This is a genomic window from Paludibacterium denitrificans, from assembly GCF_009707705.1.
In the GTDB taxonomy this organism is placed as follows: Bacteria; Pseudomonadota; Gammaproteobacteria; order Burkholderiales; family Chromobacteriaceae; genus Paludibacterium_A; species Paludibacterium_A denitrificans.
This window is the reverse complement of record NZ_WLYX01000001.1, coordinates 2,777,025-2,802,559: the sequence shown is the minus strand read 5'-3', so window position 1 is coordinate 2,802,559 and position 25,535 is coordinate 2,777,025. Positions and strand designations below refer to the sequence as shown.

17 protein-coding genes, 13 tRNA genes and 9 pseudogenes are annotated in these 25,535 nt (G+C 53.5%); 16 read left to right on the top strand and 23 right to left on the bottom strand.

Annotated elements, in window-relative coordinates:
* Positions 1-287: 287 nt before the first annotated feature.
* The 3 genes and pseudogenes from GKE73_RS18020 to GKE73_RS18010 all read right to left on the bottom strand — a co-directional run bounded on the left by GKE73_RS18020 (position 288) and on the right by GKE73_RS18010 (position 2,433).
* Positions 288-1,459, bottom strand: a pseudogene (locus GKE73_RS18020) (argininosuccinate synthase).
* Between the two features lie 48 nt (positions 1,460-1,507).
* The gene (locus tag GKE73_RS18015; protein ID WP_230370987.1) at positions 1,508-1,780 is read right to left on the bottom strand and encodes a Rossmann-fold NAD(P)-binding domain-containing protein; all 273 of its coding nucleotides are present in this window, start codon (positions 1,778-1,780) and stop codon (positions 1,508-1,510) included.
* Positions 1,781-1,791: 11 nt separating this feature from the next.
* Positions 1,792-2,433 carry a Rossmann-fold NAD(P)-binding domain-containing protein gene (locus tag GKE73_RS18010; RefSeq protein ID WP_230370986.1) on the bottom strand — a complete coding sequence of 214 codons (642 nt, stop codon included), beginning with the start codon at positions 2,431-2,433 and terminating at the stop codon, positions 1,792-1,794.
* A gap of 423 nt (positions 2,434-2,856) precedes the next feature.
* Here GKE73_RS18010 and dinG point away from each other — a divergent pair.
* The 5 genes and pseudogenes from dinG (at position 2,857) to map (ending at position 7,770) form a co-directional block, all read left to right on the top strand.
* Positions 2,857-4,983 (top strand): annotated as a pseudogene (gene dinG / locus GKE73_RS18005) (ATP-dependent DNA helicase DinG).
* A gap of 132 nt (positions 4,984-5,115) precedes the next feature.
* Positions 5,116-5,433: a DUF3579 domain-containing protein gene (locus GKE73_RS18000; RefSeq protein WP_312854512.1), complete on the top strand. Its 318-nt coding sequence runs from the start codon at positions 5,116-5,118 to the stop codon at positions 5,431-5,433.
* Positions 5,434-5,717: 284 nt separating this feature from the next.
* Positions 5,718-6,044 (top strand): annotated as a pseudogene (locus GKE73_RS24175) (porin); the annotation flags it as partial.
* Between the two features lie 103 nt (positions 6,045-6,147).
* Positions 6,148-6,870 carry a porin gene (locus GKE73_RS24170; protein ID WP_280955015.1) on the top strand — a complete coding sequence of 241 codons (723 nt, stop codon included), beginning with the start codon at positions 6,148-6,150 and terminating at the stop codon, positions 6,868-6,870.
* Between the two features lie 102 nt (positions 6,871-6,972).
* Positions 6,973-7,770 (top strand): type I methionyl aminopeptidase, encoded by a 798-nt coding sequence (gene map, locus GKE73_RS17990; RefSeq protein WP_230370985.1) that lies wholly within the window; start codon positions 6,973-6,975, stop codon positions 7,768-7,770.
* 73 nt (positions 7,771-7,843) lie between these two features.
* On the opposite strand, the pseudogene GKE73_RS17985 reads toward map, so the two are convergent.
* The 3 genes and pseudogenes from GKE73_RS17985 to dnaB all read right to left on the bottom strand — a co-directional run bounded on the left by GKE73_RS17985 (position 7,844) and on the right by dnaB (position 10,223).
* Positions 7,844-8,457 (bottom strand): annotated as a pseudogene (locus tag GKE73_RS17985) (alpha/beta hydrolase).
* Positions 8,457-8,765 (bottom strand): (2Fe-2S) ferredoxin domain-containing protein, encoded by a 309-nt coding sequence (locus GKE73_RS17980; protein ID WP_230370984.1) that lies wholly within the window; start codon positions 8,763-8,765, stop codon positions 8,457-8,459. Before GKE73_RS17980 ends, GKE73_RS17985 begins: the two are co-directional and overlap by 1 nt.
* Before the next feature lie 51 nt (positions 8,766-8,816).
* A pseudogene (dnaB, locus tag GKE73_RS17975) lies at positions 8,817-10,223 on the bottom strand (replicative DNA helicase).
* A 305-nt stretch (positions 10,224-10,528) separates the two neighbouring features.
* Here dnaB and sodB point away from each other — a divergent pair.
* Positions 10,529-11,110: a superoxide dismutase [Fe] gene (gene sodB, locus GKE73_RS17970; RefSeq protein WP_230370983.1), complete on the top strand. Its 582-nt coding sequence runs from the start codon at positions 10,529-10,531 to the stop codon at positions 11,108-11,110.
* Positions 11,111-11,228: 118 nt separating this feature from the next.
* Here sodB and GKE73_RS17965 read toward each other — a convergent pair whose 3' ends face one another.
* The 13 genes and pseudogenes from GKE73_RS17965 to GKE73_RS17910 form a co-directional block, all read right to left on the bottom strand.
* Positions 11,229-12,893 (bottom strand): peptidyl-prolyl cis-trans isomerase, encoded by a 1,665-nt coding sequence (locus GKE73_RS17965; RefSeq protein ID WP_230370982.1) that lies wholly within the window; start codon positions 12,891-12,893, stop codon positions 11,229-11,231.
* A 248-nt stretch (positions 12,894-13,141) separates the two neighbouring features.
* Positions 13,142-13,218: transfer RNA gene (locus tag GKE73_RS17960), tRNA-Asp, on the bottom strand.
* A 6-nt stretch (positions 13,219-13,224) separates the two neighbouring features.
* Positions 13,225-13,300, bottom strand: a tRNA-Val gene (locus tag GKE73_RS17955).
* 48 nt (positions 13,301-13,348) lie between these two features.
* Positions 13,349-13,618 (bottom strand): HU family DNA-binding protein, encoded by a 270-nt coding sequence (locus GKE73_RS17950; RefSeq protein ID WP_230370981.1) that lies wholly within the window; start codon positions 13,616-13,618, stop codon positions 13,349-13,351.
* 173 nt (positions 13,619-13,791) lie between these two features.
* Positions 13,792-14,597, bottom strand: a pseudogene (locus tag GKE73_RS17945) (S16 family serine protease); the annotation flags it as partial.
* Between the two features lie 108 nt (positions 14,598-14,705).
* Positions 14,706-16,208: an LON peptidase substrate-binding domain-containing protein gene (locus GKE73_RS17940; protein WP_230370980.1), complete on the bottom strand. Its 1,503-nt coding sequence runs from the start codon at positions 16,206-16,208 to the stop codon at positions 14,706-14,708.
* Between the two features lie 143 nt (positions 16,209-16,351).
* Positions 16,352-17,629: an ATP-dependent Clp protease ATP-binding subunit ClpX gene (gene clpX, locus GKE73_RS17935; protein WP_230370979.1), complete on the bottom strand. Its 1,278-nt coding sequence runs from the start codon at positions 17,627-17,629 to the stop codon at positions 16,352-16,354.
* A gap of 14 nt (positions 17,630-17,643) precedes the next feature.
* A complete protein-coding gene (gene clpP, locus GKE73_RS17930) occupies positions 17,644-18,276 on the bottom strand; it encodes an ATP-dependent Clp endopeptidase proteolytic subunit ClpP (RefSeq protein WP_280955014.1) in 633 nt (210 codons plus the stop codon).
* Positions 18,277-18,298: 22 nt separating this feature from the next.
* Positions 18,299-19,606: a trigger factor gene (gene tig / locus GKE73_RS17925; protein ID WP_230370978.1), complete on the bottom strand. Its 1,308-nt coding sequence runs from the start codon at positions 19,604-19,606 to the stop codon at positions 18,299-18,301.
* Between the two features lie 483 nt (positions 19,607-20,089).
* Positions 20,090-20,174 (bottom strand) — tRNA-Leu (locus tag GKE73_RS17920).
* Positions 20,175-20,247: 73 nt separating this feature from the next.
* Positions 20,248-21,114: a tRNA lysidine(34) synthetase TilS gene (gene tilS / locus GKE73_RS17915; RefSeq protein ID WP_376767445.1), complete on the bottom strand. Its 867-nt coding sequence runs from the start codon at positions 21,112-21,114 to the stop codon at positions 20,248-20,250.
* A pseudogene (tilS, locus tag GKE73_RS26140) lies at positions 21,114-21,494 on the bottom strand (tRNA lysidine(34) synthetase TilS); the annotation flags it as partial. The pseudogene tilS (GKE73_RS26140) and the gene tilS (GKE73_RS17915), both read right to left, overlap by 1 nt.
* Positions 21,495-21,586: 92 nt before the next feature.
* Positions 21,587-22,550 (bottom strand): annotated as a pseudogene (locus GKE73_RS17910) (acetyl-CoA carboxylase carboxyltransferase subunit alpha).
* Positions 22,551-22,769: 219 nt separating this feature from the next.
* Between GKE73_RS17910 and GKE73_RS17905 the strand changes: the two are divergent.
* From GKE73_RS17905 to GKE73_RS17860, 10 genes are all read left to right on the top strand, one after another.
* Positions 22,770-22,845: transfer RNA gene (locus GKE73_RS17905), tRNA-Val, on the top strand.
* Between the two features lie 6 nt (positions 22,846-22,851).
* Positions 22,852-22,928, top strand: a tRNA-Asp gene (locus GKE73_RS17900).
* Positions 22,929-22,954: 26 nt separating this feature from the next.
* Positions 22,955-23,030: transfer RNA gene (locus GKE73_RS17895), tRNA-Val, on the top strand.
* Positions 23,031-23,037: 7 nt separating this feature from the next.
* Positions 23,038-23,114, top strand: a tRNA-Asp gene (locus GKE73_RS17890).
* 27 nt (positions 23,115-23,141) lie between these two features.
* Positions 23,142-23,217, top strand: a tRNA-Val gene (locus tag GKE73_RS17885).
* A gap of 6 nt (positions 23,218-23,223) precedes the next feature.
* A tRNA-Asp gene (locus GKE73_RS17880) sits at positions 23,224-23,300 on the top strand.
* Between the two features lie 26 nt (positions 23,301-23,326).
* Positions 23,327-23,402: transfer RNA gene (locus GKE73_RS17875), tRNA-Val, on the top strand.
* A gap of 7 nt (positions 23,403-23,409) precedes the next feature.
* Positions 23,410-23,486 (top strand) — tRNA-Asp (locus GKE73_RS17870).
* Between the two features lie 27 nt (positions 23,487-23,513).
* Positions 23,514-23,589: transfer RNA gene (locus GKE73_RS17865), tRNA-Val, on the top strand.
* Positions 23,590-23,596: 7 nt separating this feature from the next.
* Positions 23,597-23,673 (top strand) — tRNA-Asp (locus tag GKE73_RS17860).
* A gap of 93 nt (positions 23,674-23,766) precedes the next feature.
* Here the strand turns inward: GKE73_RS17860 and GKE73_RS24165 are convergent.
* From GKE73_RS24165 to GKE73_RS17845, 4 genes and pseudogenes are all read right to left on the bottom strand, one after another.
* The gene (locus GKE73_RS24165) at positions 23,767-23,967 is read right to left on the bottom strand and encodes a disulfide bond formation protein B (protein ID WP_312854511.1); all 201 of its coding nucleotides are present in this window, start codon (positions 23,965-23,967) and stop codon (positions 23,767-23,769) included.
* A gap of 115 nt (positions 23,968-24,082) precedes the next feature.
* A pseudogene (locus GKE73_RS24160) lies at positions 24,083-24,178 on the bottom strand (disulfide bond formation protein B); the annotation flags it as partial.
* Between the two features lie 217 nt (positions 24,179-24,395).
* A complete protein-coding gene (locus GKE73_RS17850; RefSeq protein WP_230370976.1) occupies positions 24,396-24,683 on the bottom strand; it encodes a hypothetical protein in 288 nt (95 codons plus the stop codon).
* On the bottom strand, positions 24,665-25,450 hold the full coding sequence (locus tag GKE73_RS17845) for a patatin-like phospholipase family protein (RefSeq protein WP_230370975.1): 786 nt from the start codon (positions 25,448-25,450) through the stop codon (positions 24,665-24,667). The genes GKE73_RS17850 and GKE73_RS17845 overlap by 19 nt, the downstream gene beginning before the upstream one ends.
* Positions 25,451-25,535 lie beyond the last annotated feature (85 nt).

The following is a 25,535-nucleotide window of genomic DNA, read 5'->3' as shown; positions in this document are numbered from 1 at the left end:
CAATAGATTTCATTCCAGCCACCGGGCAAACAGAACCAGACAGGTATAAATTCACAGCCAGCGCCACAATCTCGGCGCCAAAGATACCCCTGATTTTGATCAAGCTCAAGATTTGCCCTCAAATTACGTGACCACAAACCCGTGTAGTGATAAGGGGAATTCACAGCAATTGCATCCGCCACACAACAAAAAAGCCGCCCGGAGGCGGCTTTCGCTCATTACAGCGCAGGCAACAGCTTAGCCACGCTTCAATTTGGCATTGGCAGCAATACGCATACGCAAGGCATTCAGGCGGATAAAGCTGCATCAGCATGGTTGTAAGCGCCACCATCTTCGTCAAACGTAGCGATGGTCGGATCAAACAGGCTGTCCGTCTTCGATTCACGGCCAACCACGATCACATTGCCCTTGTACAGTTTCACGCGCACCCAGCCGTTTACCGTAGCCTGAGACGCATCGATCATGGCTTGCATCATCTTGCGTTCCGGGCTCCACCAGTAACCGGTGTAGACCATGCTGGCGTACTTCGGCATCAGCTCATCCTTAAGGTGAGCCACTTCACGATCCAGCGTAATCGACTCAATGGCACGGTGTGCCTTGAGCATGATGGTGCCCCCCGGGGTTTCGTAGCAACCGCGGGACTTCATACCCACATAGCGGTTTTCTACGATATCCAGACGACCAATACCGTGCTTGCCACCCAAGCGGTTCAGTTCAGTCAGAACCTGAGCCGGGCTCATCCGTTGGCCGTTAATGGCAACGATATCGCCCTTCTCGTACTCGAATTCCACGTATTCGGCAGCATCCGGGGCATTTTCCGGGCTAACCGTCCACAGCCACATATCTTCTTCCGGTTCGCGAGCCGGATCTTCCAGCACGGTACCTTCGTACGAGATATGCAACAGGTTGGCATCCATGGAGTACGGGCTGCCACCATTCTTTTTCTTGCTGATGTCGATGCCGTTTTTCTCGGCATAGGCCAGCAATTTTTCACGGGACAGCAGATCCCATTCACGCCACGGAGCAATAACTTTGACGTCCGGCTTCAGAGCGTAGTAGCCCAGTTCGAAACGCACCTGGTCGTTACCCTTGCCGGTAGCGCCATGCGATACCGCATCAGCATTGACCTGATTGGCAATTTCAATCTGACGCTTGGAAATCAGCGGACGCGCGATAGAGGTACCCAGCAGGTACTCCCCTTCGTAAACGGCATTGGCGCGGAACATCGGAAACACGAAATCGCGCACAAATTCTTCACGCAAGTCATCAATGAAGATGTTTTCCTCTTTGATGCCCAGCGACAATGCCTTCTTGCGGGCTTACCAACTTCCTCACCCTGACCGATATCAGCGGTAAAGGTCACGACCTCACAGTTATAGGTATCCTGTAGCCATTTCAGAATGACGGAGGTATCCGGGCCACCAGAGTAAGCCAGTACTACTTTATTGATCTCGGACATTTGCTTTTTCTTTCCAGCGAAACGTTTCAGTTTTTCTGCAACCGGGTTTTAGTCGTACTTTTGGCCCAGCAACAGAAATTCGATCAGCGCCTTTTGGGCATGCATACGGTTTTCAGCTTCGTCCCACACAACACTTTGCGGGCCATCAATGACCGCGGCCTCGACTTCTTCGCCACGATGGGTAAGCAGGCAGTGCATGAACAGCGCATCCGGCTTGGCCAGCTTCATCAAGGCAGACGTTACCTGATACTCACGGAAAGCATCCAGTCGCTGTTGCGCTTCCGCCTCAAACCCCATGCTGGTAAACACGTCGGTCGTCACCAGATCTGCGCTTAAGCAACCGCATGTTCGGCACTGTGGCTCGGCTCGAAAACATCCGAACCGTAATGCTCGCCATCCAGTATGGACAACTCATAGCCGACCGGAGTGGCCACTTTCAGCTTGAAGCCGAGTATTTTAGCTGCTTGCAGCCAAGTGCGGCACATATTATTGCCATCACCGATCCATGCCACGGTTTTGCCCTTGATCGAGCCACGATGCTCGAGGAAGGTAAAGATGTCAGCCAGAATCTGGCACGGATGATATTCATTGGTCAGACCATTGATCACCGGCACTCGCGAGTGCGCCGCCAATCGCTCAACCAGAGACTGGTCGAAGGTCCGGATCATGATGATGTCGCTCATACGCGACAGCACGCGCGCCGTATCCTCAATCGGCTCGCCGCGCCCAAGCTGGGACGACTTACTGTCAAGGAACATGGCATGCCCACCCAGTTGGGACATACCTGCTTCAAACGACACACGCGTGCGGGTGGAATTCTTTTCGAACACCATGGACATCACCTTACCCACCAGCGGCTGATACAACTCGCCCGCCTCGCGTCGTCGCTTCAGGACCTTGCTCCGCTCAAAGATATGACGGTACTCATCATGGTTCAGGTCGCTGAATTGCAGGTAATGTCTGACTTGCGTCATGGTTATCTATCCAAAAAAATCCAAAAAAAGAGCCATCGCACGCTGAACACAATGACTGTCTTCATGCGCGACGGCACATTACTACACGTCAACTCCACGCCATCAAGCTAACGGGTTTTATTCCTATATAAATCGAGGAAAGTTCCGCAAAAGATAGCGCAGAATGGTTATATTTAGCGGAAATTACTCGTTCTGACAAGCTCTCCCACACACAACATCCTGCCAAACACAGATAAAAACACCGCGTTTCCCTCCCCTGACATGATCATTTACTGGGAGGATCAGCAGTCCTTATCCGTTTCAGGGTTTTTTATGTCTTTATAATACCGAGCCGCCAATCCTGCTCTGCCCATCCTCATCTGCCGGTTCGGCCAACATCAAGCAGCAGGCGCACATCCGCCTCATACGGTACAATCGCGACCTATGCTGAATGATGCTGAAAAAGACGCCATCCGTGACCATTACCGGACCATAGCCGACAACCTGCCCGGCTTTCGTCCGCGCGCGGCACAACGGCGCATGTTGGCCGAAATCGCCAACACTCTGTCGCGCTGCCAAGAAAAGCAGGGCGACGAATGGCCAGATCGACAAGGTGAAAGCATCACCGTCATAGAAGGGCCAACTGGCGTCGGCAAAAGTCTGGCGTACTTGCTGGCTGGCGGCATCATGGCCAAGGCGCGCAACAAGAAGCTGATTGTGACCAGTGCCACGATTGCCTTGCAGGAACAACTGGTCAACCGCGACCTGCCATTTGTAGTCGAAAACAGCGGCCTGCCTCTCACCTTCGCCTTGGCCAAGGGCCGCGGTCGCTACCTGTGCCCGCAGCGCCTCTACGCGTTGACGGCCGAAACAGCACAAGGCCAGTTGATCGATATCGATCCATCCTTGGCGCTCTGGGACCGCAAACCCCAAGCCGAAGAAATCGATGCCCTGCGCAAGATGGCCGATGCCTTCTATTACCGCAACTGGAACGGTGACCGAGATGAATGGCAGGACGTCATCGAAGACAGTCTCTGGTCACGCGTCACCAATGATCGCCACGGTTGCCTGAAAGCCGCCTGCCCCAACCGCCCGGAATGCCCGTTTTACTTGGCACGCGAAACACTGGAAACCGTCGATGTCATCGTTGCCAACCATGATCTCATGCTGGCAGACATCGCTATGGGCGGCGGCGTCATTCTCCCAGCACCCGAGGACAGCTTCTACTGCATCGACGAGGCACATCATCTGGCGAAAAAAGCCATTAATCAGTTTTCGGCAGAACATTCACTGACCCAAGCCATGTTCTGGCTCGATAAGGTAGCCAGTGTCGCCGCCCGGGTAGAAAGCCTCACCAACAAAACCGAGCTTAGCCAGCAAGCCACTGAGGCCGCTGGCGCCTGCATGGAAACGCTGACCGAATGGCTATGGTTACTGGAAGGCGAAGAAAGCCTGACTGCCAGCAGCGACAATCTCGAGCCCACCGGCTAATTGAAGACGGCCAATTACCGGAACGTTTCAAACTACCAGCGGCCAACATGGCCATGTCCGCACGCATGGTATTCAAGCACCTCTCCATGCTGAACGATTCCCTCACCGAAGCCCGCAAGGATAAAGGCAACGATGCCCCCTTGTTTGACAAGGCAGCGGGTGACCTTGGTTTTATCAATGGCAAGGCCGAACAGCTTATGGCTGTGTGGGACTTGTTCGAAAAGGAAACCGAAGAACAGGCACCGCCTATCGCCAAATGGATCACGCGCCGGGCGGATGGCAAAGGCGACTACCAGTTTTGCGCCTCACCGGTGAGCGCCGCTGCCAGCCTGGCTAGCACACTGTGGCGCCGTATCGCTGGAGCAGTACTGACCTCGGCAACCCTTCGTTCATTGGGTGAATTTGATCTGCTGCTATCACAAACTGGCCTCAAGTGGCTTCCGGAAGTCAGTTGCATTACGTTGGACTCACCATTCAATTTCCAAGAACAAGGTGAACTCTACTTACCACCACTGCTAGCCAGCCCCAAAGATCCAGCCGGGCACACCCGTGAAATTGTCGAGTGGCTTCCCAAGCTAATCGACGTCAACGAACCGGTTGGCACACTGGTACTGTTCTCCTCTCGCAAACAGATGCAGGAAGTAGCCAGCACCCTACCCGATAGCCTGCGCGAACGATTACTGGTCCAGGGAGAACTCCCTAAAAGTGTCCTGCTCGACACCCACCACTCCCGCCTGAAAACCCAGCAATCCAGCGTGATATTTGGCTTGGATTCCTTCTCTGAGGGCCTGGACTTGCCGGGCGAGAGCTGTGTACACGTCATTATCGCCAAGCTGCCTTTTGCCATGCCGGACGATCCGGTCGGCAAGACCCTGTCACGCTGGATCGAAAAGCGTGGCGGCAACCCCTTTATCGAACTCACCATCCCGGAAGCCAGCATCAAACTGATCCGGGCGGTTGGCCGACTGATTCGAACCGAGCGCGACTACGGCCGGGTCACCATTCTGGACAACCGCCCTGGTCAAGCAAAGTTACGGCAAAAAACTATTGGCATCACTCCCCCCGTTCAAGCGGCTCTAATTTTCAGGTAAAATTAAGGGTAAACCCGAAAACAACAAGAAAACCTGATAAACAGGGACAAAAATTGATAACCCGCTTTACGGATCGGGCCACAAGAGACTTCACCGAAAGCACATATCCGGTTCCACCATCATGATCTGCAACCCATATGAAATCGTTATTCAGGGGCTCACCTCTGAAGGCCGTACTTTTCGCCCGAGTGATTGGGCGGAGCGGTTATCCGGAATTCTGGCCTCCTTTGGCGACAGCCAGAAAAGGCTGGAATACCACGCTTACGTTCGCCCCATGCTGCTAGACGGCGTACGTTGCGTCGCCGTCGACAAGAAACTGGAACGCGTCAATCCTCAGGTTTTTCAATTTCTGATGGACTTCGCCAAAGACAACGATCTGCGTATCGTCGATTGTCGTACGCTGATCGACGAAATCTATCCGAACCAGTTTTTGGCCTAATTACAACAGCATCACCCGCAAACCGGCCAAAAAACCAAAAATGCAACACAGCTGTCATCTTTTGTGGTTATCCTGCGACAGCATTATCACTGGCTCTGGCAAAGGTTTTGATCCACAGCAGAACTACCCTGACGGTTTTCTGCTGTGCTTAGTCGAAAATCAGCTTTGACGGACTAGCCAGTATCTTTAAGATAATGCTGAAGAACAGTGTCCAAGCCCATCCGTGATGTAAATCCGGCCCACTCTGTTCTTGAATAAAATCAAACCCAGATGGAGCACTCACAATGCAAAAGAAGAACCCGGCAGCACTCGTCGCCACCCTGTTCGCCGTACCGTTTGCCGCTCACGCTGATGTAACCCTGTACGGTTTCGTTAGCGCCGGTATCGAATCCACCAAAGCCACTGGCAATGGTGATCAAACTAAAGACTACAAATCCCGTGGTCGCGTTGTCGACAGCAACTCCCGCATTGGCTTCAAGGGCTTTGAAGACTTGGGCAACGGCACCAAGGCTATCTGGCAAGTTGAAAGCAGCCTGCGTAACTTCGAAAACGGCGGCACCAACGACAAAAACCAAACCGCTTCGTTTGCTACCCGCAACAGCTTTGTAGGTTTGGATGACGCCACCTACGGTAAGGTACTGCTGGGCCAAAACGATAGCGCCTACAAAGCCTTGGTAAGCTCCCGGTGCAGCCAGCTACCTGCTGCTGGACCCGATGGGCGATACCACTGCCGAAAACAACGGTGCATCCTCCACCTACAGCCGTGGCGAAGCCCGCCTGGTCAACTCAATTCACTACTTCTCCCCGACTTGGAATGGCTTCAAGTTTGGTGCATCGTATGGCGCGGACGAGACTCGTGCTTATGATGCCAATCTGGAACGCACCAACCGTCAAGTTTACTCTCTGGGCGCTAACTACGTTAACGGTGGCTTGACCGTTGCTGGTGGTTATAACCGCACCAATGATACGGCATTCGGCGCAACCGCTGCGAACGGCAAAAACCTGACGTTCTACAAACTGGCAGGTAGCTACAAATTTGCGACTGGCACGTTCGTCGGCGCTGGTTATGAGTTTGGTCGCTTCGACACCACCACTGACACCAAACTGAAACAAGACGACTGGACCGTTGTTGTTGGTCAAACTTTTGGTGCCGCAACCGTTAGCCTGTCTTACAGCGAAATCGGTAAACTGCGCAACGCCACGACTGGTAGCGATTCCGACTACAAGGCTAAACAATGGACCTTGGGTGGCACCTACGCTTTGTCCAAGTCGACTTCGCTGTATGGCTACTACACCAAAATCAACAACAACAAACTGCAAAACGCCAACTTCGCCAACAACCCGGTGTATGACACTGGCTCTGGCTCAAGCGCCGCTGTCTTGACCAAAGGCAACGACCCGCAAGCTATCGGCGTAGGCATGAAAGTCGCTTTCTAAGCAAAGCACTTTCCTCGCCAAGCTAAAACAGGCACCTTCGGGTGCCTGTTTTCTATCCATTTGATAGAATGTCTCATTGCCACACACCTAAAGCACACAGCAATGAGCGTTACGATAAAAACCCCGGAAGATATCGAAAAGATGCGAGTCGCTTGTCGGCTGGCAGCAGAACTCCTCGATTACCTCACCCCCTTTGTTAAACCCGGCGTCACCACCGAACAGCTGGACAAGCTAGCTCACGATTACATGGTAAACGTGCAAGGCAGCATTCCCGCTCCGCTCAACTACTCGCCGGATGGTCACAATCCGTATCCAAAATCCATTTGCACCTCGATCAATCATGTCATCTGCCATGGCATTCCTAACGAAAAACCATTGAAGAATGGCGACGTGATGAACATCGACGTCACCGTCATCAAGGATAGTTACTTTGGCGACTCCAGCCGCATGTTCTATGTTGGTGAAGTGAGTGATCACGCACGCCGCTTGTGCAAAATCACCTACGAATGCATGTGGAAAGGCATTGAGAAGGTCAAGCCGGGCGCGCATCTCGGTGACATTGGCCATGTCATTCAGCAGCATGCGGAAAAAGCTGGCTACAGCGTTGTACAAGAATTCTGCGGTCATGGCATTGGCAAGAACTTCCACGAGGAACCTCAAGTGCTGCACTACGGCCGGGCGGGTACCGGACTGGAGTTAAAACCGGGCATGATCTTTACCATTGAGCCGATGCTCAATCAGGGCAAACGACATCTGCGCGTTCTGGCCGACGGCTGGACTGTCGTGACCAAAGACCGCAGCCTGTCAGCGCAATGGGAGCACACCATTCTGGTTACGGAAACGGGTTATGAAGTGTTGACCATTTCCGATGGCACGCCACCCAAACCAGTATTTCACTAAGCGATAAAAAAGCCTGCATGAGAATGCAGGCTTTTTTCAACTTTCAACGCAACAAGGTTGGCCGAAACTAGCGTTACCAGCAACGCTGAATGATCTGGGCCAAAGTCACGAGCTTGCCATGGAAGAAATGCCCGGCACCGGGGAAAACAATGACGGGCAAGCTCTGCGGACGTGCCCAGTCCATAATGGCGGACAAGGGTATCACTTCGTCCTGCTCACCGTGAATCACCAGTGTATCAGCTTAAGCACCGCGGGCGTGGCTATGGCATATTTACCCACTGCACAACCCATCAGTAGCAGTTTGTCGGCAACAATGCGCTCACGTGTACGCGCGGCAACAAAACCACCAAACGAGAAACCAGCCAACGCCAGAGGCAGATCTTCTCCATGTGCAGCCTTGGCGTAGGTAATAACAGACAGCACATCTTCCACCTCACCAACACCGTAGTCATGCACGCCTTCACTCTCTCCTACGCCACGCAAATTCGGGCAGTAACAGGCATACCCCATTTGTGACAACGCCTTGGCGGCCGTCTGAATGACCTTGTTGGTATTGGTCCCGCCTTGCAGCGGATTAGGGTGGCACAACACGGCGACACCGGTTATTTCCCCAACTGCCGGGACAAAAACCGTTTCCAAACCACCGACCGGGCCGGTAATGGTTAAACGCGCAGGTTGCTTCAACATCAGAGCTTCAACCTTTCCACGATCCGGTTATGCTGCAGATGCTCATCAACGATCTCGTCAATATCATCCCGATCGACAAAGGTATACCAAGTCTCCTGCGGATAGGCCACCATTACCGGGCCATCATCACAACGGCCAAGACAACCGGCCTTGTTGATGCGAACCTTGCCTTCACCAGCCAGACCCAAAGCCTTGACCCGATCCTTCATGTACGCCATCAGCTCGCTGGAGCCATGGTTGTTGCAACAGGTTTCACCCTCGGCACGCTGGTTACAACATACAAACACATGCTTTTCAAAAAAACTCATGATTCCACTTTCTAGCAAGGTTGGCCGAAAACCGCATCAACAGCCAACCGCTTAACTGTCACTATCCGCCCAGCCTGTGGCGCCAACCGACGCGGCATTATCAAACTTGGCATAGTGACCGATAAACGCCAGGGCGCACGGCACCGGTCGGCCCGTTACGGTGTTTGCCAATAATGGCCTCGGCCAACCCTTTCTGATCGGAGTCCGGGTTGTAGTATTCATCCCGATACATGAAAATGATCAAGTCGGCATCCTGCTCAATGGCACCCGACTCACGCAAATCCGACATCATCGGGCGCTTGTTCGGCCGCTGCTCTACTGCCCGCGACAGCTGCGACAAGGCGATCACCGGCACCTGTAACTCTTTGGCCAAGCCTTTCAAACCACGCGAAATCTCACCAAGCTCAGTAGTACGGTTATCGCCACGGCCAGAACCGGACATCAGCTGCAAATAGTCGATCACGATCAAGCCAAGCTTGCCGCCATGCTGCCGCGCCAACCGGCGGGCTCGCGCACGCACCTCAAGGGCTGTCAGTGCCGCCGTTTCATCGATATACATCGGCGCATCGGACAGCTTGCCGATGGCGTACGTCAGCTTCTGCCAATCGTCATCGCCCAGCTTGCCGGTACGCAACACATGCTGATCCAGCCGCCCCACCGATCCCAACATCCGCATGACCAGCTGAGTACCGCCCATTTCCATGGAAAACACCGCCACAGGCAGGTGCTGTTCGACCGCCACATGCTCGGCAATATTCATCGAGAAGGCGGTTTTACCCATGGAAGGACGACCGGCCACGATGATCAGGTCACCGGGCTGCAAACCGGAGGTTTTGGCATCCAGATCGATAAACCCGGTCGGCACACCGGTGACTTCATCCGGATTGTCGCGGCTATAGAGCATGTCGATCCGCTCAACCACCTCTTTGAGCAGATTGGGCATTTCCAGAAAGCCTTGCTTGGACTTGGCAGTGGATTCGGCAATCTGAAAAACCTTGCCCTCCGCTTCATCCAGTAGCTGTGCCGCATCACGCCCCATCGGGCTATAGGCGGATTCGGCAATCTCGGTGCCTACCAGAGCCAGCTGACGCATAACCGAGCGCTCACGCACAATTTCAGCGTAGCGACGGATATTGGCCGCCGACGGTGTGTTCTGCGCCGGGTAGCGAGGTAAGCCAAGCCACCGACATTACCCAGCTCGGCATTCTTGTCCGGGCTCTCCGACACCGTCACAACATCGGCAGGACGCGCTAACTCCACCAACCGGGCAATATGCTTATAGATCAGCCGGTGGTCATGGCGATAAAAATCCGCCTCGCTGATAACGTCGGCGATTTTGTCCCGTGCGCTGTTATCCAGCAACAAGCCGCCCAACACAGACTGTTCAGCTTCGATGGAATGCGGCGGAGTGCGCAGCGAGGCCATCTGGCCATCAAAATTTTCAATGGATTCGGTCATTCAGACTCAAAATGGAGTACAAGACGCTATTGCACAACTGGCAAACAAGGGGTGATTTTAACAGTTTTCCCCACCACCAGCGGCAAGGTTTGCCTTGGCATGACTCGCGTATTCACAATAGTCACATAATATTGAAGCAGCGAACACCTACACTCAGGAATAGGACCACTGGCACCTGACTGGTGAGGCACAGCCCTTTCATACCGTACTTTTTTAGTCAACTATTGGCGGATGGGACCATATTCCAGTAAACTATGGTCAAAGCTTCCGCTTATGCGGTTTACTTTCTCAACAAGGAGTGCACGATGGAACACAAACTGCCGGAACTGCCGTACGCGCTGGACGCGCTAGCCCCCCACATTTCCAAGGAAACTCTGGAATTTCACTACGGCAAACACCATCAGACCTACGTCACCAACCTGAACAACCTGATCAAAGGCACTGAGTTCGAAAACGCCACACTGGAAGAAATCGTCAAGAAATCTTCTGGTGGTATTTTCAACAATGCCGCTCAAGTGTGGAACCACACCTTCTACTGGTTTGGCCTGGCTCCGAATGCCGGTGGCGAACCGACTGGCGCACTGGCTGATGCCATCAACGCCAAGTGGGGTTCTTTTGAAGAATTCAAAAAAGCCTTTACCCAAACTGCCGTGGGCACTTTTGGCTCTGGCTGGGCTTGGCTGGTAAAAAACAGCGATGGCTCGCTGGATCTGGTATCCACCAGCAATGCTGCCACTCCGCTGACTGCCGACAAAAAACCGCTGCTGACCTGTGATGTATGGGAACACGCCTACTACATCGATTACCGCAATAGCCGTCCCAACTACATGGACAGCTTCTGGAAACTGGTCAACTGGGACTTCGTTGCCAAAAACTTTGCAGCCTGATCAACCCGGCTCAATAAAAAAGGACCTCATCGAGGTCCTTTTTTATTACCCATCCCGAAATTGATATCAGGCAGCAAGCCACCAAACCGATGATGACTTGCCCTACCGGCAACAACGATTACTGATCAGCCGGTTGCTGCTTACCCAACGTCACTGGATAGCGCTGCCGCAACGCTTCCAGATAACTGGCCAACATGGCATTCGCCTTCATTTCATTCACCACTCCGGCCAGCTGATTGCGCTCCGCCTCACCCGCTGCAGGCGCCGGGATTACCTTATCCACGCGATACACCACATATTCGCCAGTATCACGCTTTACCCCGACAAAAGCTGGCAGCTTGGCAGACGAAACGGCAAAAACGGCACGGACATCAGCAGGCGGCAGACCTTGCAGCTGGCGGCGAGACACCACCTTGGTTTCACCCCACTTCTGTTCTGCCGGTGCGCTACCAGCTTTTAAAGCTGCCAGCAATGCTTGGCCCTTTTTCTCTGCCAGTTTCGCGCCCTCACGGGCCAACAACTCAGTACGAATCACGTTACGCACTTCGTCCAGTTTTTGCAGGCGCTCCGGTTGGTGCGCTGCGACACGCAGCACAACCAGCGTATTGTTGCCGACATCCACGGGTTCGCTATTGTGCTTTTTCTTCAAAACATCATCGCTAAACGCGGCGGCCAGAACCTTGGGATTAGACAGCACCGCATCCGTTGCCTTGGCCTTGCTCACCCAGTCCGAGTGATGAATATCCAGCTTGAGCCCCTGTTGCAATGCTTGCAAACTGTCGCCTTGCTGATAGGCGAGTTCGGCCAACTTGTCCGACTGGGTACGGAACATTGCCGCAGCTTTCTGGCGTTTCAATTTATCGGCAACAGCCGCCTTGACCTCAGCCAGGCTAGCCGTTTTGATTTCGTCCAGCTTGATAATGTGATAACCAAACTCGGTTTCCACTACTTCACTGATCTGCCCCGGCCGCATTCTGAAGGCCACATCTTCAAACGGCTTGACCATCATGCCACGGCCAAAGAAACCCAAGCTGCCACCATTCGCGGCAGACCCCGGGTCTTGCGACTTGGCTTTCGCCAGTTCGGCAAATTTGGCAGGTGTCGCCCGCAACTGCTTCAGCAGAGCTTCCGCTTCTGCCTTGATTTTCGCTTTTACAGCTGCCGGAGCACCTTTTGGCACTGACAACAGAATATGCGATGCCCGACGCTGCTCACCGGCGAACTCGCGTTGATGCTCATCATAAAACTTCTGCAACTCCGCATCCGTCACCTGTAGTGACTGCGCCAGCGCCTCTTGCGACAACACAACATAATCCAGCTTTACTGCTTCTGGCGTGCGGAAACGCTTGGAGTTCGCATCATAGAAAGCTTTCAGTGCAGGCTCGTCTACCTTGGCCTCTGCGACGAAGTCGGCTGGTTTGAACAGCTCTGCACGAAATTCACGTCCCTCACCCATTACCCCAGCCAGACGTGCCACCATGGAGCGGGAGGTAAACTGGCTACCCGCCAAGGCATTGACTTGACCCTGCAGCAGAATATCCTTGCCCATCTGAGCCTCAAAGGCTTCTGGCGACAGATAACGTGCTTTCAAGAATTCCTTATAACGCTCCGGGCTAAACTTGCCGTTTTCCTGAAACAGCGGAATAGCCGCAATAGCGCGGCGTAACTGCTCCGGCGATACACTCGCGCCATTACGATGCGCATCAGCCAGCAACAACTCCTGCCGAATCAGGTTTTCCAGCACCGACTGACGAGTTGCAGCATCATTCGGCTGCCCTTCCAAGGCTCGATCCAGATCGCGCTTGTAGATTTTTACCCCACCGACTTTAGCCGGTAGGGATCATCCACGGCAGAGGTATAGCTACCGACGCCGAAGCCAACAAAGGTCAGCGCTACAGCACCGAGAATAACTTGAATGACAATTTTATTGTTCTGGACAAAGTGGAACATAGCGAATTAGGCGGAAGCCACCTCTGTTGAGGAAAATAAAAAAAGGTGAACGACTCTGCCGTTCACCTTTCTTGCATATCTTGGCGGAGCGGACGGGACTCGAACCCGCGACCCCCGGCGTGACAGGCCGGTATTCTAACCAACTGAACTACCGCTCCAAACTATGGTGGGTGATGACGGAGTCGAACCGCCGACATTCTGCTTGTAAGGCAGACGCTCTACCAACTGAGCTAATCACCCGGATAAAGCTAAAACCCTGCCGCTTTGGGTTAAACGACAGGGTTCAAATTATAATGCGTCTTTCAGCGCTTTACCAGCACGGAACTTCGGAGAACGGGCCGCCGGAATCTTGATGGTTTCACCGGTTTTAGGATTGCGCCCGCTGCGTTCTGCTCGCTCACCCACGTAGAAGGTACCAAAACCCACTAGCGTTACGGTATCGCCCTTTTTCAGAGCTTCAGTCACGGCAGCCACTACACCGTCGAGTGCTTTGGCCGCTGCAGCCTTGGACAGATCTGCTTCAGCAGCAATAGCGTCAATCAGTTCAGACTTGTTCACGTAAGTCCCCTTTCGTCGTTCTCGGTCTACGTAATTCGGATAAAAACTGCTCGTTTATAGCAAGGCTAAAATCCTTGTGTCAAGCGCCATTCAGCTACATTTCGCGGCTTGGATATTTCCATCAGAAACCGCGCCGACACAAGGATTTCGATACTACGGTAACGTCATGATTTTTAATGCGTCATGACCGAGACACCCGACCCCGACTCTGGCTGAGCGGAAATAACGGCATCTTTCACCTCATCCAGCAACGGCTCCGGATGACGCTCCAATGCCAAGGCCAATACTTCATCAATCCACTTAACCGGATGAATCTCCAGTTTCTGCTTGATGTTGGCCGGTATTTCAGTCAAATCCTTGACGTTACCTTTGGGGATCAATACTTGCTTGATACCCCCCGATGCGCCGCCAGCAATTTTTCCTTCAGGCCGCCAATCGGCAAAACTTCACCACGCAGGGTGATTTCCCCTGTCATGGCAACATCAGAGCGTACCGGAATTCCGGTCAAAACGGAAACCAGAGCGGTCGTCATGGCAATACCAGCACTCGGTCCATCCTTAGGTGTTGCACCTTCGGGCACATGGATATGCATATCGTGTTTTTCATAGAAATCGGGCTTGATACCCAATGTCTGTGCACGACTACGCACCACACTCATGGCCGCGGTAATAGACTCCTGCATAACCTCGCCCAGCTGCCCAGTACGAATGATATTACCCTTACCGGGCAAAGCCACCGCTTCAATCGTCAGAAGCTCACCGCCCACCTCAGTCCAGGCCAAGCCGGTAACCTGACCGACACGGTTTTCCTCTTCGGCCACACCATAGTCGAAGCGATGTACGCCCAGATATTTTTCCAGATTCTTGGCGGAAACCGTTACCTTGGCAGCCTTGGCTTTTTTCAGCGACTGGCCGGTCACCACCTTGCGGCAAATCTTGGCAATCTCACGATCAAGACTACGCACCCCGGCTTCTCGCGTGTAATAGCGAACGATATCCCGCAATGCCGATTCCTCGGATGTGCAATTCATCTTCTTGCACGCCATTTTCCTTCATCTGCTTGGGTACGAGGTACTTGAGCGCAATATTTACCTTCTCGTCTTCGGTGTAGCCGGACAAGCGGATGATCTCCATCCGATCAAGCAAGGCTTAAACGGAATATTCAACGAGTTGGCCGTCGCCACGAACATAACGTCGGACAGGTCGTACTCCACCTCGGCATAATGATCGATGAAGGCGTGGTTCTGCTCAGGATCCAACACCTCCAGCAATGCCGAAGAGGGATCGCCACGGAAATCAGCCCCCATCTTGTCGACTTCATCCAACAAGAACAATGGATTCTTGACACCGGCCTTGGTCATGTTTTGCAGCACTTTACCCGGCATGGAACCGATATAAGTACGGCGATGGCCACGAATCTCCGACTCATCTCGCACGCCGCCCAAGGCCATGCGCACAAATTTGCGATTGGTGGCGCGGGCAATCGACTGCCCCAAAGAGGTTTTACCAACACCCGGAGGCCCTACTAGGCACAGGATAGGCGCTTTCAGCTTGTCAACACGTTGCTGCACGGAAAGGTATTCGAGAATGCGCTCTTTGACCTTTTCCAGACCAAAATGATCTTCGTCCAAGACTTCTTCAGCCTCGGCAACATCCTTGTTGATCTTGGTTTTTTTCTTCCGGGGTAAATCCAGCACAGTATCGATGTAATTACGCACCACAGTGGCTTCGGCCGACATGGGGGACATCATGCGTAACTTCTTGAGCTCGGACAGCGTTTTTTCGCGTGCCTCCTTGGACATGCCAGCCGCCTTGACGCGCTTTTCCAGCTCATCAAGATCACTGACTTCATCCATCTCGCCTAACTCTTTCTGGATCGCTTTAACTTGCTCATTCAGATAGTACTCACGCTGGCTTTTCTCCATCTGACGCTTCACACGTCCACGGATGCGCTTTTCTACCTGCAAGATTTCAATCTCACCTTCCAGCTGAGACAGCAAATGTTCCAGACGAGCCGGGACATCAAACATTTCCAGCACTTCCTGCTTTTGCTCAAGCTTGAGCGGAAGATGGGCGACCACGGTATCAGCCATGCGTCCGGCTTTCTCAATGCCAGACAACGAGGTGATGACTTCCGGAGGGATTTTCTTGTTGAGTTTTACGTACTGCTCGAACTGAGTGAGCAGAGCCCGACGCATCGCTTCGGTTTCAGTCGAATCCTCAACATCCGCGCTCAAGGGCATGACCGTACCGACAAAGCAATCATTGTCTTCGACCACATCCTTGACGTGGGCGCGCTGGCGCCCCTCTACCAATACCTTGACCGTGCCATCGGGCAACTTAAGCATCTGGAGAACGGAAGCGATCGTTCCGACGTCGTACAGATCATCAGCAGCCGGTTCATCCTTGGAGGCGGAACGCTGTGCCACCAACAATATCTGCTTGCCTTCATCCATGGCTGTTTCCAGCGCACGAATAGACTTGGCGCGCCCGACAAACAGCGGGATCACCATATGAGGGAAGACAACCACGTCCCGCAAGGGGAGCAACGGCAACACGGTTTCTTCTTTGAGTTCTGCGGGTTGGGGCATATCACCTAACCTTGCTTACATGAAACATTGCATTGGAGATGGGGCATGCGGGGTGAAAATCAAGCTCCCCATACTAAAACAGTTTGCGCACCATACAAATAAAAAACCGCCCGTACAGGCGGCTTTTCTAGCTGGCCCACCACTCAGGCGGACTGCACCTGATCTTTTTGCTCTCGATAGATAAACAGGGGTCTATCACCTTTTTCGATAACTTTTTCGTCAACCACGACTTTTTCCACATTATCCATGGAAGGCAACTCGTACATGGTATCCAACAAAGCCCGTTCCAGAATGGAACGCAGACCACGCGCCCCGGTCTTGCGCGCCAGAGCCTGCTTGGCAATCACACGCAAAGCTGAAGGGCGAACTTCCAGATCGACCGATTCCATCGAGAAGAGTTTCTGATATTGCTTGATCAACGCATTCTTGGGCTGAGTAAGAATGGTAACCAATGCTTCTTCATCCAGCTCGTCCAGCGTCGTAACAACCGGCAAACGACCGATCAACTCCGGAATCAGGCCAAACTTGATCAGATCCCCCGGTTCAACCTCCTTGAACAAGGTAGAAACACTCTTGCCATCGTCTTTGGAATTTACTTGTGCACCAAAGCCGATACCGCCCTTTTCGGAGCGCTGACGGATAATCCGCTCCAGCCCGTCAAATGCACCACCACAAATGAACAGGATGTTGGTGGTATCAATCTGGATAAATTCCTGATTCGGGTGTTTGCGTCCACCCTGCGGCGGAATAGAAGCGACCGTACCTTCAATCAGTTTAAGCAGCGCTTGCTGCACCCCCTCACCCGAAACATCGCGGGTTATGGAAGGGTTTTCAGACTTACGCGAAATCTTGTCGATTTCATCGATGTAGACAATACCACGCTGCGCTTTTTCTACATCGTAATCACATTTCTGCAGCAACTTCTGGATAATGTGTTCAACGTCCTCACCAACGTACCCCGCTTCAGTCAACGTGGTTGCATCGGCGATTACAAACGGCACATCCAGCAATCTGGCGAGCGACTGCGCCAGCAGCGTCTTACCAGACCCGGTCGGCCCAATCAGCAGAATATTGCTCTTGGACAGTTCGACATCATCTTCGGCGGCCGGGGTATACAGGCGTTTGTAGTGGTTATATACCGCAACAGACAGGGCTTTTTTTGCCAAATCCTGACCAATAATGTACTGATCAAGGTCGGCGCGAATTTCCTGCGGAGCAGGCAATGCCGGAACATCGGCTGTTGAGGCAGTCTCGCCACCAATGCCCTTTTCCAGCTCCTCGCGAATGATATCGTTACATAACTCGACACACTCGTTGCAGATAAATACCTGAGGCCCTGCAATCAGACGCTGCACCTCATGCTGGCTCTTTCCACAAAAAGAGCAATAAAGAAGCTTTTCACTGCTGGTCTTATCTGCCATGGGAATTCCACTGCTTACGCTGCAACATCCTTGCGGGACGACAGCACTTTATCAATCAAACCGTATTCGCAAGCTTCATCTGCCGACATGAAATTGTCACGTTCGGTATCTGCCTGAACACGCTCCAGCGATTGCCCGGAGTGCTTGGCCAGCAACTCATTCATCTTGGCCTTCACCTTCACCAATTCACGGGCATGAATTTCGATATCCGTGACTTGGCCGCTCAAACCACCACCATACAACAACGGCTGGTGGATCATGACGCGACTGTTGGGCAGAGCAAAACGCTTGCCCTTGGTGTAAGCGGTCATCAGGAACGCTCCCATACTGGCCGCCTGACCAATACACAAAGTGGAAACATCCGGCTTGATAAAGTTCATCGTGTCATAAATCGACATACCGGCAGTAATGGAACCACCTGGTGAATTGATATAAAAATAGATGTCTTTATCCGGATTTTCCGACTCCAGAAACAGCATTTGTGCCACAACCAGATTGGCCGATTCGTCCGTGACGGGGCCAACAAGGAATACGATCCGCTCTTTCAGCAAACGAGAGTAGATATCGTAGGCGCGTTCGCCACGACCACTCTGTTCTACCACCATGGGGACCAACCCCAGTCCTTGTGCATCCATCATTGATTTCATCGGCCTCTCCGGTACAGCATTATCAGGCGTTGTTACCCATCAGCTCTTCAAAGGACAGCTCTTTTTCCGTCACTTTGGCTTTGGACAACACAAATTCAACCACATTATCTTCCAGCACCATGGAAGTCGGGCCTTCCAGACGATCCGGGCTGGCGTAGTACCACTTAACCATTTCTTCCGGTTGTTCGTAGCTTTCGGCAAATTCTTCAACCAAGGCTTTTACCTTTTCCGGCGAAGCTTCCAGCTTATTGATATCAACCAGTTCGGCCAGGATCAAGCCCAGAGCCACACGGCGTTCAGCCTGTTTCTGGAACAATTCCGGCGGCAACGGCATATCCTTGATGTTCATGCCACGGGACTGCAGGTCACGTTGTGCCTGTTCAACCAGACGACCGATTTCCAATTGCACCAATGCCTTGGGCAGTTCGATTTCGGTAACATCCAGCAGGGCCTGCATTACGTTTTCTTTGGTGCGTGCCTGCAAACGACGCTTCATTTCGCGCTCAACGTTTTTGCGGATTTCGGCACGCATTTTATCTACGTCGCCATCGGCAATGCCCAGCATCTTGGCAAATTCGCCATCAACTTCCGGCAATTGCGGTTCAGCAACGTTTTTCACGGTAATGCTGAATACGGCGGTTTTACCGGCGACATCTTTACCGTGGTAATCTTCCGGGAACGAAACTTCAATGTTTTTGGTTTCGTCTTCTTTCAAACCGGTGACACCCGCTTCGAAGTCAGCCAGCATCTGGCCCTGACCCAGCACAAACGGAAAGTTTTCTGCAGAACCGCCTTCAAAAGCCACGCCATCGATCGTGCCCTTGAAATCGATGATGACGCGATCGCCTTCAGCCGCAGCACGCTCTACACGGTTGAAACGGGTACGTTGCTTGCGCAGGATATCGATAGTTTTTTCAACTTCAGCATCAGCAACCGAAGCAGTCGGCTTTTCGATCTCTTTATCGGCCAACTCACCCACTTTTACTTCAGGGTAGACTTCGAAAGTTGCGGAGAACGAGAAATTCTCGGCGCCGTCTTGTACAACCGGCGGAGCAAATTGTGGGTAGCCAGCCACACGCAGCTTTTGCTCGGTGACGGCTTTGTAGAAACCTTGCTGAACTTGTTCACCCAGAACTTCTTCACGCACTTGGGCGCCATAGTTCATTTCAACAATCTTCAGAGGGGCTTTACCCGGGCGGAAGCCTTGAATTTTGGCATTACGGGCTACGCGCTTAAGGCGCTCTGTCACCTGGGCATCAATGGCGGCCATCGGCAGAGCAATATTCATGCGGCGCTCAAGATTGCTCAACGTTTCCAGCTGTACTTGCATGTTCAATCCTTAAACTATGTACGAGTCTAGTTGCTTGATGTCATTAAGGTGGCGAGCCGATGATTCGGGCTGAATGCAACCCAAACTACTCACAGATGGAAGCTATATGAGGACAGGGCTTAAGACAAACCAAGACACTGACGCCGAAAAAGCCGCCCACCCGCTCAAGCAAGCCGACACACCTTGACCAAAGGACGAAGTATACCATGCTGTTTAAGCTTGTATGCAGCGCAGGTCTGCTCCGGTCTTCCTCTCATATGCGTTTATATCGGGAGACAATGGAAACATCAGGGCATGACATCAGATAGGCCAGCCTGTTGCAAATCCCGGACTCTCAACAGGCAAGCTCGCCGCGTGGAAGGCATTCAGAAGGCAGGAACAGAGGGGTAGCAATCAAGCTACGCAAGAGAACTCCGATATCCAGAAAAAAAGCCACGAAGCCTGAAGATTGATTGGCTTGATGGCTTTAGTGCTGAATCTAGTTGGTGCGAAAGGAGAGACTCGAACTCTCACGCCTTGCGGCGCTGGAACCTAAATCCAGTGCGTCTACCAATTCCGCCACTCTCGCATTACCACAACGACGCCACTCGGATTGTTGAGCAGGTCTTTAAGGAGGCGCAAGAATACCTGAGCCCCAAAAATTAGGCAAGCCCCTCACCGACACCTAATGAACGGACTCCCGACTGCCAGATTGGCCATAAACCAAGGCTGGAAGACTGGCAATCGGCGGCCACAGCCACCCCAGGAATCGCCAACAACTTGTCGTCAAGTGAATACAAAAGCGGCCATTGCTGACGCAACAGCGGCGGCATGCCGTGCTCTTGCAGCAGAGTCTTGACCGGTTTTCGGCCAACCTTTAGCACCAGCCGCTCACCACCTACGCGCGGGCGCAGCACGGCGCCTGCTGCCAGCATCTCTGGCGCAAGCCCACCGGGGCGCCACTCGAGTGTCAATCGACCCGACCACTCGAAAACATCCAGCGAACAAGCCTGTCGCAACGGTGGCAGCACCGACGACTCGGGAAGCGGCCTGCACAAGTTTTCAATGGCCAATAACTTGCCAGCAAAACGGATTAGCGTGTAACCAGTTAAAGCAAGAGCAGGATGAGCAGTAACCTGCGACGTGATAACCTGATGTTGAAATTCTTCCAGCGCCGCCGGTGTTGGCAAAGGCTCAGACAATTGCCGCAACCACTCAAGCAAAACCAGCCGCTGCCGGGCCGGTGACAATGCCAACCACGCTGACAGATCCAAACCGCCGTCACGCCAACAGGCCAGCAAATCCTGACGAGCAACCTCATCAAGGACATCTGCCGCATCCGCCATCAAACGGGCAGTCCGGCACAGGTGCTGCCGATATTGCGGTAGCGATTTTTGCAACCCCGGAAAAATGTCGTGACGCAGCAAATTGCGACGCCAACGGGTGTCGGCATTGCTTTCGTCATCCACCCGGTCAATGTGTGTTCGCGCGCGTAGTCTTCCAGCTGCGAGCGTGACACAGACAACAATGGACGCCAAAGCCACTTAGCCCCACGGCGATGTAGCCCTGCCATCGCTGCCATGGCCTTAACCCCACCACCGCGCAATGCCTGCAACATCACTGTTTCGGCCTGATCATCCTGATGATGGGCCAACACAATGACCTTTGCTGCTGACCTATCAAAGGCCTGGTAACGCAAGCACCGAGCTTCAGCCTCCAGACTTTGCCCGCCGGACGTTTCTACACAAACCCGCTCAACTCGCAGCGGCACGTCCCAGTTAGCGCACAATGACTGGCAATGTTCAGCCCAAGAATCGGCACGCGGACTCAGGCCATGATGCACGTGCACCGCGCCAAGTGATATATCAGGCAACTGCAGACGAGCCAGACACAACAGGTGCAAGAGCACCGTTGAGTCCAGCCCGCCGCTTAGCGCCACCTCAAAAGAACATTGGCCGGACAAATTGGCTAAGCCAATGGGAGATCAGATGCGCCAGAAGATCAGGCTGCTTCTTCCTTGAAGTGGCCATAGCTCATCAAACGTTCGAAACGGTCTTTCAGCAAGCTGTCGACCGGTTTAACCAGAAGCTCATTGAGCTGCTCCTGCAAAACCCGCTTCATGCTGCTCATCATCTGGGCATGATCGCGATGGGCGCCGCCAACCGGTTCACTAATGACACGATCAATCAGGCCAAGGGTTTTCAGGCGGTGAGCCGTAATCCCCGGGGCCTCGGCGGCGTCAGACGCGCGCTCCGCCGTTTTCCACAAAATGGACGCACAGCCTTCCGGAGAAATCACCGAGTAGGTCGAGTACTGCAGCATGTTGACGTAATCACCCACGGCGATCGCCAGCGCGCCACCAGAACCACCCTCGCCAATTACCGTGCAGATGACCGGTACCTTGAGGCGGGACATCTCATAGAGGTTACGGCCAATGGCTTCCGACTGACCGCGTTCTTCCGCACCAATACCGGGATAGGCACCGGCGTATCGACAAAGGTCATTACCGGCACACCGAATTTTTCGGCCAACTTCATCAGGCGCAAGGCTTTGCGATAGCCTTCCGGACGCGGCATACCGAAGTTGCGGTAGATCTTTTCTTTGGTGTCACGCCCTTTTTGGTGGCCAATCACTACTACTGAATGGCCATTGAAGCGTGCCAGCCCACCGACAATGGCGTGATCATCTGCAAAGGAACGATCACCGTGCAGCTCTTCAAAGTCGGTAAAAATGGCGCCAAGATAATCCAGCGTATAAGGACGCTGAGGATGGCGGGCAACCCGGGAAATCTGCCGGGGGTCAGCTTGCCATACAGGGTTTTGGTCAGCTCTTGGCTCTTTTTCTGAAGACGGGCAATTTCTTCGGAAATATCCAGAACTGAATCGTCCTGGACAAAGCGCAGCTCTTCTATTTTGTTCTCGAGCTCGGCAATCGGCTGCTCAAAATCGAGAAAGGTCGGCTTCATTCTTAACGTCATCCGATTTAAGCGAATCGTTCAATCATACATGAGACAGCAAGAATCCGTCACGCCACGGCAGGACAAAATTCCCACTCGGCTAGAGTTTTTACCCCAAAAACCCCGGTCCAGCCATTTTTTTTGGGGTGGCCTCTTGCACAACAAAAACCCGTATGCTTTAATTCGCCTCCTCGCTGAACGGCACACGCTAACAGCGACAAAGTTTTCGGGCGTTTAGCTCAGTTGGTAGAGCGTCTGCCTTACAAGCAGAATGTCGGCGGTTCGACTCCGTCAACGCCCACCAGTTTTTGGAGTGGTAGTTCAGTTGGTTAGAATACCGGCCTGTCACGCCGGGGGTCGCGGGTTCGAGTCCCGTCCGCTCCGCCAGCTTACAATTTGTCGTACCCGGTTTCGGGCGTTTAGCTCAGTTGGTAGAGCGTCTGCCTTACAAGCAGAATGTCGGCGGTTCGACTCCGTCAACGCCCACCAGTTTTTTGGAGTGGTAGTTCAGTTGGTTAGAATACCGGCCTGTCACGCCGGGGGTCGCGGGTTCGAGTCCCGTCCGCTCCGCCAGCTTACAATTTAGTCGTACCCGGTTTCGGGCGTTTAGCTCAGTTGGTAGAGCGTCTGCCTTACAAGCAGAATGTCGGCGGTTCGACTCCGTCAACGCCCACCAGTTTTTGGAGTGGTAGTTCAGTTGGTTAGAATACCGGCCTGTCACGCCGGGGGTCGCGGGTTCGAGTCCCGTCCGCTCCGCCAGCTTACAATTTGTCGTACCCGGTTTCGGGCGTTTAGCTCAGTTGGTAGAGCGTCTGCCTTACAAGCAGAATGTCGGCGGTTCGACTCCGTCAACGCCCACCAGTTTTTTGGAGTGGTAGTTCAGTTGGTTAGAATACCGGCCTGTCACGCCGGGGGTCGCGGGTTCGAGTCCCGTCCGCTCCGCCAGCTTACAATTTAGTCGTACCCGGTTTCGGGCGTTTAGCTCAGTTGGTAGAGCGTCTGCCTTACAAGCAGAATGTCGGCGGTTCGACTCCGTCAACGCCCACCAGTTTTTTGGAGTGGTAGTTCAGTTGGTTAGAATACCGGCCTGTCACGCCGGGGGTCGCGGGTTCGAGTCCCGTCCGCTCCGCCAAACAAAAAAGCAGCCAAAATGGCTGCTTTTTTTGCGTCTACTCTTAGCAGAAGAAAATCCGGCCCACAATGCATGTGGCACCGGATAACCGATTCAGTCGCGGCGGAACGCCGTAAATAGCATGACAACGATCATGACGACAAAAAATACCGCGGTCCAGAACGGCATTGCCATACCGAGAAAGGTCCAGTCGACCTTGGCACATTCGCCACTCCCCTTCAGTACCTTGGATAGCACATCCCACAGCGGGAAGGATTGCATCATGTATTCCAGCCCCGGACCACACGCTGGCACTTGTTCTGCTTAAGCAGGCTTTGCAACCACAGCTGGCGTAACGATACGGCAGAACCAGCCAAGCCAAGGTGGCCAGAATACTCCAGCCGCGATAGCCAGCACGCCCCGGATTATGTAATGCGGCCAGCAGCGCCAGTACCCCCATCGCCATGACGCCGATGCGCTGCAAAATGCACAACGGACAAGGCTCCAGTCCCAATTGATATTGCACATACAGCGCATAACCGATTGCCGCCGCACAGGCGGCGGCAACAAAGAGAAACACCTGACGACGCGATAAGTCGAACCTCACACTACCTCCACGCTAAAAAAAGTAAAACATTCTGATACCGACCCCGGATCAAAGTTCCAGAAACCGGCGGATGGCATCTCTCTGACACCAGGCATCACGATAGCCCAAGCGGATCAACTCCCGGCAATAGCCCGGCTCAAACAGCAAATAAGTTGCCAGTGCCGCGCCACGCGGTTTGGTGCCCGCTTACGCCACTGAGCAGAAAACGTAGCAGCGGGGGAAACAATCGGATGTGTTTGTAGGCAATACTCTCCAGCGACTGACTGGGATTGACCATGAAGACGTCGACATTGCGCAATGGCGTACGCATGACCCGGCTGGCACTGGAGTCGAGCAAGGATACCGTATGGTTGATGCGCAGCAAGCGCTCCATATCCATGGACAGGCCATCCTGAAACACACTGGTCAGCAGATGCCCGAACACTTGCGCTTAAGCGAGGGATAACCATGATGTAAACGCCGCTCGTGCACTACCGGCTGCCGTCCGGTCAGACCGATGACAAATAGCTTATCGGCCCCCAAATGAACCGCTGGCGATAATGGCGCCATCTGGCGCACAGCCCCGTCGCAGTAATAACGATCGCCCAATCTGGCCGCCGGGAAAATAAGCGGAATGGCGGCGGAGGCCATCAGGTGATCAAGGGTAATACAATCACGAATACCAACACGCTGATGTCGAGACCATTCGGCCAACCCTGATCGACCTTCGAAGAAGGAAACCGACATTCCGGTCGAATAACAGGAGGCGGTCAGCGCCAAAGCATGGAGAGCCCCCTTCTCCACTGACGAGGCAATTCCATCGAATGCCAAGCCCTGCCGCAGAAACTGTCGCAACGGCGCATTGTCGAGCAGGCTTTGCGGATTTTTCCAGAGATGGCCACCTGACAAAATGGAAACGCCAAAATGCAGGAAGGTTTTAAGCAGGCTCAGTGAACCGGCGTCATACACTTCGGACACATGCACCCGCCGCCAAACCTTGATCAGCGAAATCACTGCCCGACGGAAATTATCGGCTGACGCCGCCAAGGCCGTGGCGTTGATCGCCCCGGCAGAGGTACCGCAGATAATCGGAAATGGATTGACGCTCGCATCGGGCAACAACCGCGACACCGCCAGCAACACGCCAGCCTGATACGCTGCGCGCGCACCGCCACCAGACAGCACCAGTCCTAGCGTCGATTTCTGCGCCATGAGGCCCTCATTTGGCGGTCAATCCGTTGAAAGTGGCGCACGGCGGCAGCGGATATGCTCCCAGTCACCTGCCGCACGGCTTAAA

Excerpts from the sequence above, each read along its gene's own strand:
- GKE73_RS17940 (WP_230370980.1), bottom strand. The coding sequence starts at position 16,208 with ATGCCCCAACCCGCAGAACTCAAAGAAGAAACCGTGTTGCCGTTGCTC.
- map (WP_230370985.1), top strand. The coding sequence starts at position 6,973 with ATGAGCGTTACGATAAAAACCCCGGAAGATATCGAAAAGATGCGAGTC.
- GKE73_RS24170 (WP_280955015.1), top strand. The coding sequence starts at position 6,148 with ATGGGCGATACCACTGCCGAAAACAACGGTGCATCCTCCACCTACAGC.
- clpP (WP_280955014.1), bottom strand. The coding sequence starts at position 18,276 with ATGAAATCAATGATGGATGCACAAGGACTGGGGTTGGTCCCCATGGTG.
- GKE73_RS18000 (WP_312854512.1), top strand. The coding sequence starts at position 5,116 with ATGATCTGCAACCCATATGAAATCGTTATTCAGGGGCTCACCTCTGAA.
- GKE73_RS17980 (WP_230370984.1), bottom strand. The coding sequence starts at position 8,765 with ATGAGTTTTTTTGAAAAGCATGTGTTTGTATGTTGTAACCAGCGTGCC.
- tig (WP_230370978.1), bottom strand. The coding sequence starts at position 19,606 with ATGCAAGTACAGCTGGAAACGTTGAGCAATCTTGAGCGCCGCATGAAT.
- clpX (WP_230370979.1), bottom strand. The coding sequence starts at position 17,629 with ATGGCAGATAAGACCAGCAGTGAAAAGCTTCTTTATTGCTCTTTTTGT.
- GKE73_RS17845 (WP_230370975.1), bottom strand. The coding sequence starts at position 25,450 with ATGGCGCAGAAATCGACGCTAGGACTGGTGCTGTCTGGTGGCGGTGCG.
- GKE73_RS18010 (WP_230370986.1), bottom strand. The coding sequence starts at position 2,433 with ATGACGCAAGTCAGACATTACCTGCAATTCAGCGACCTGAACCATGAT.
- sodB (WP_230370983.1), top strand. The coding sequence starts at position 10,529 with ATGGAACACAAACTGCCGGAACTGCCGTACGCGCTGGACGCGCTAGCC.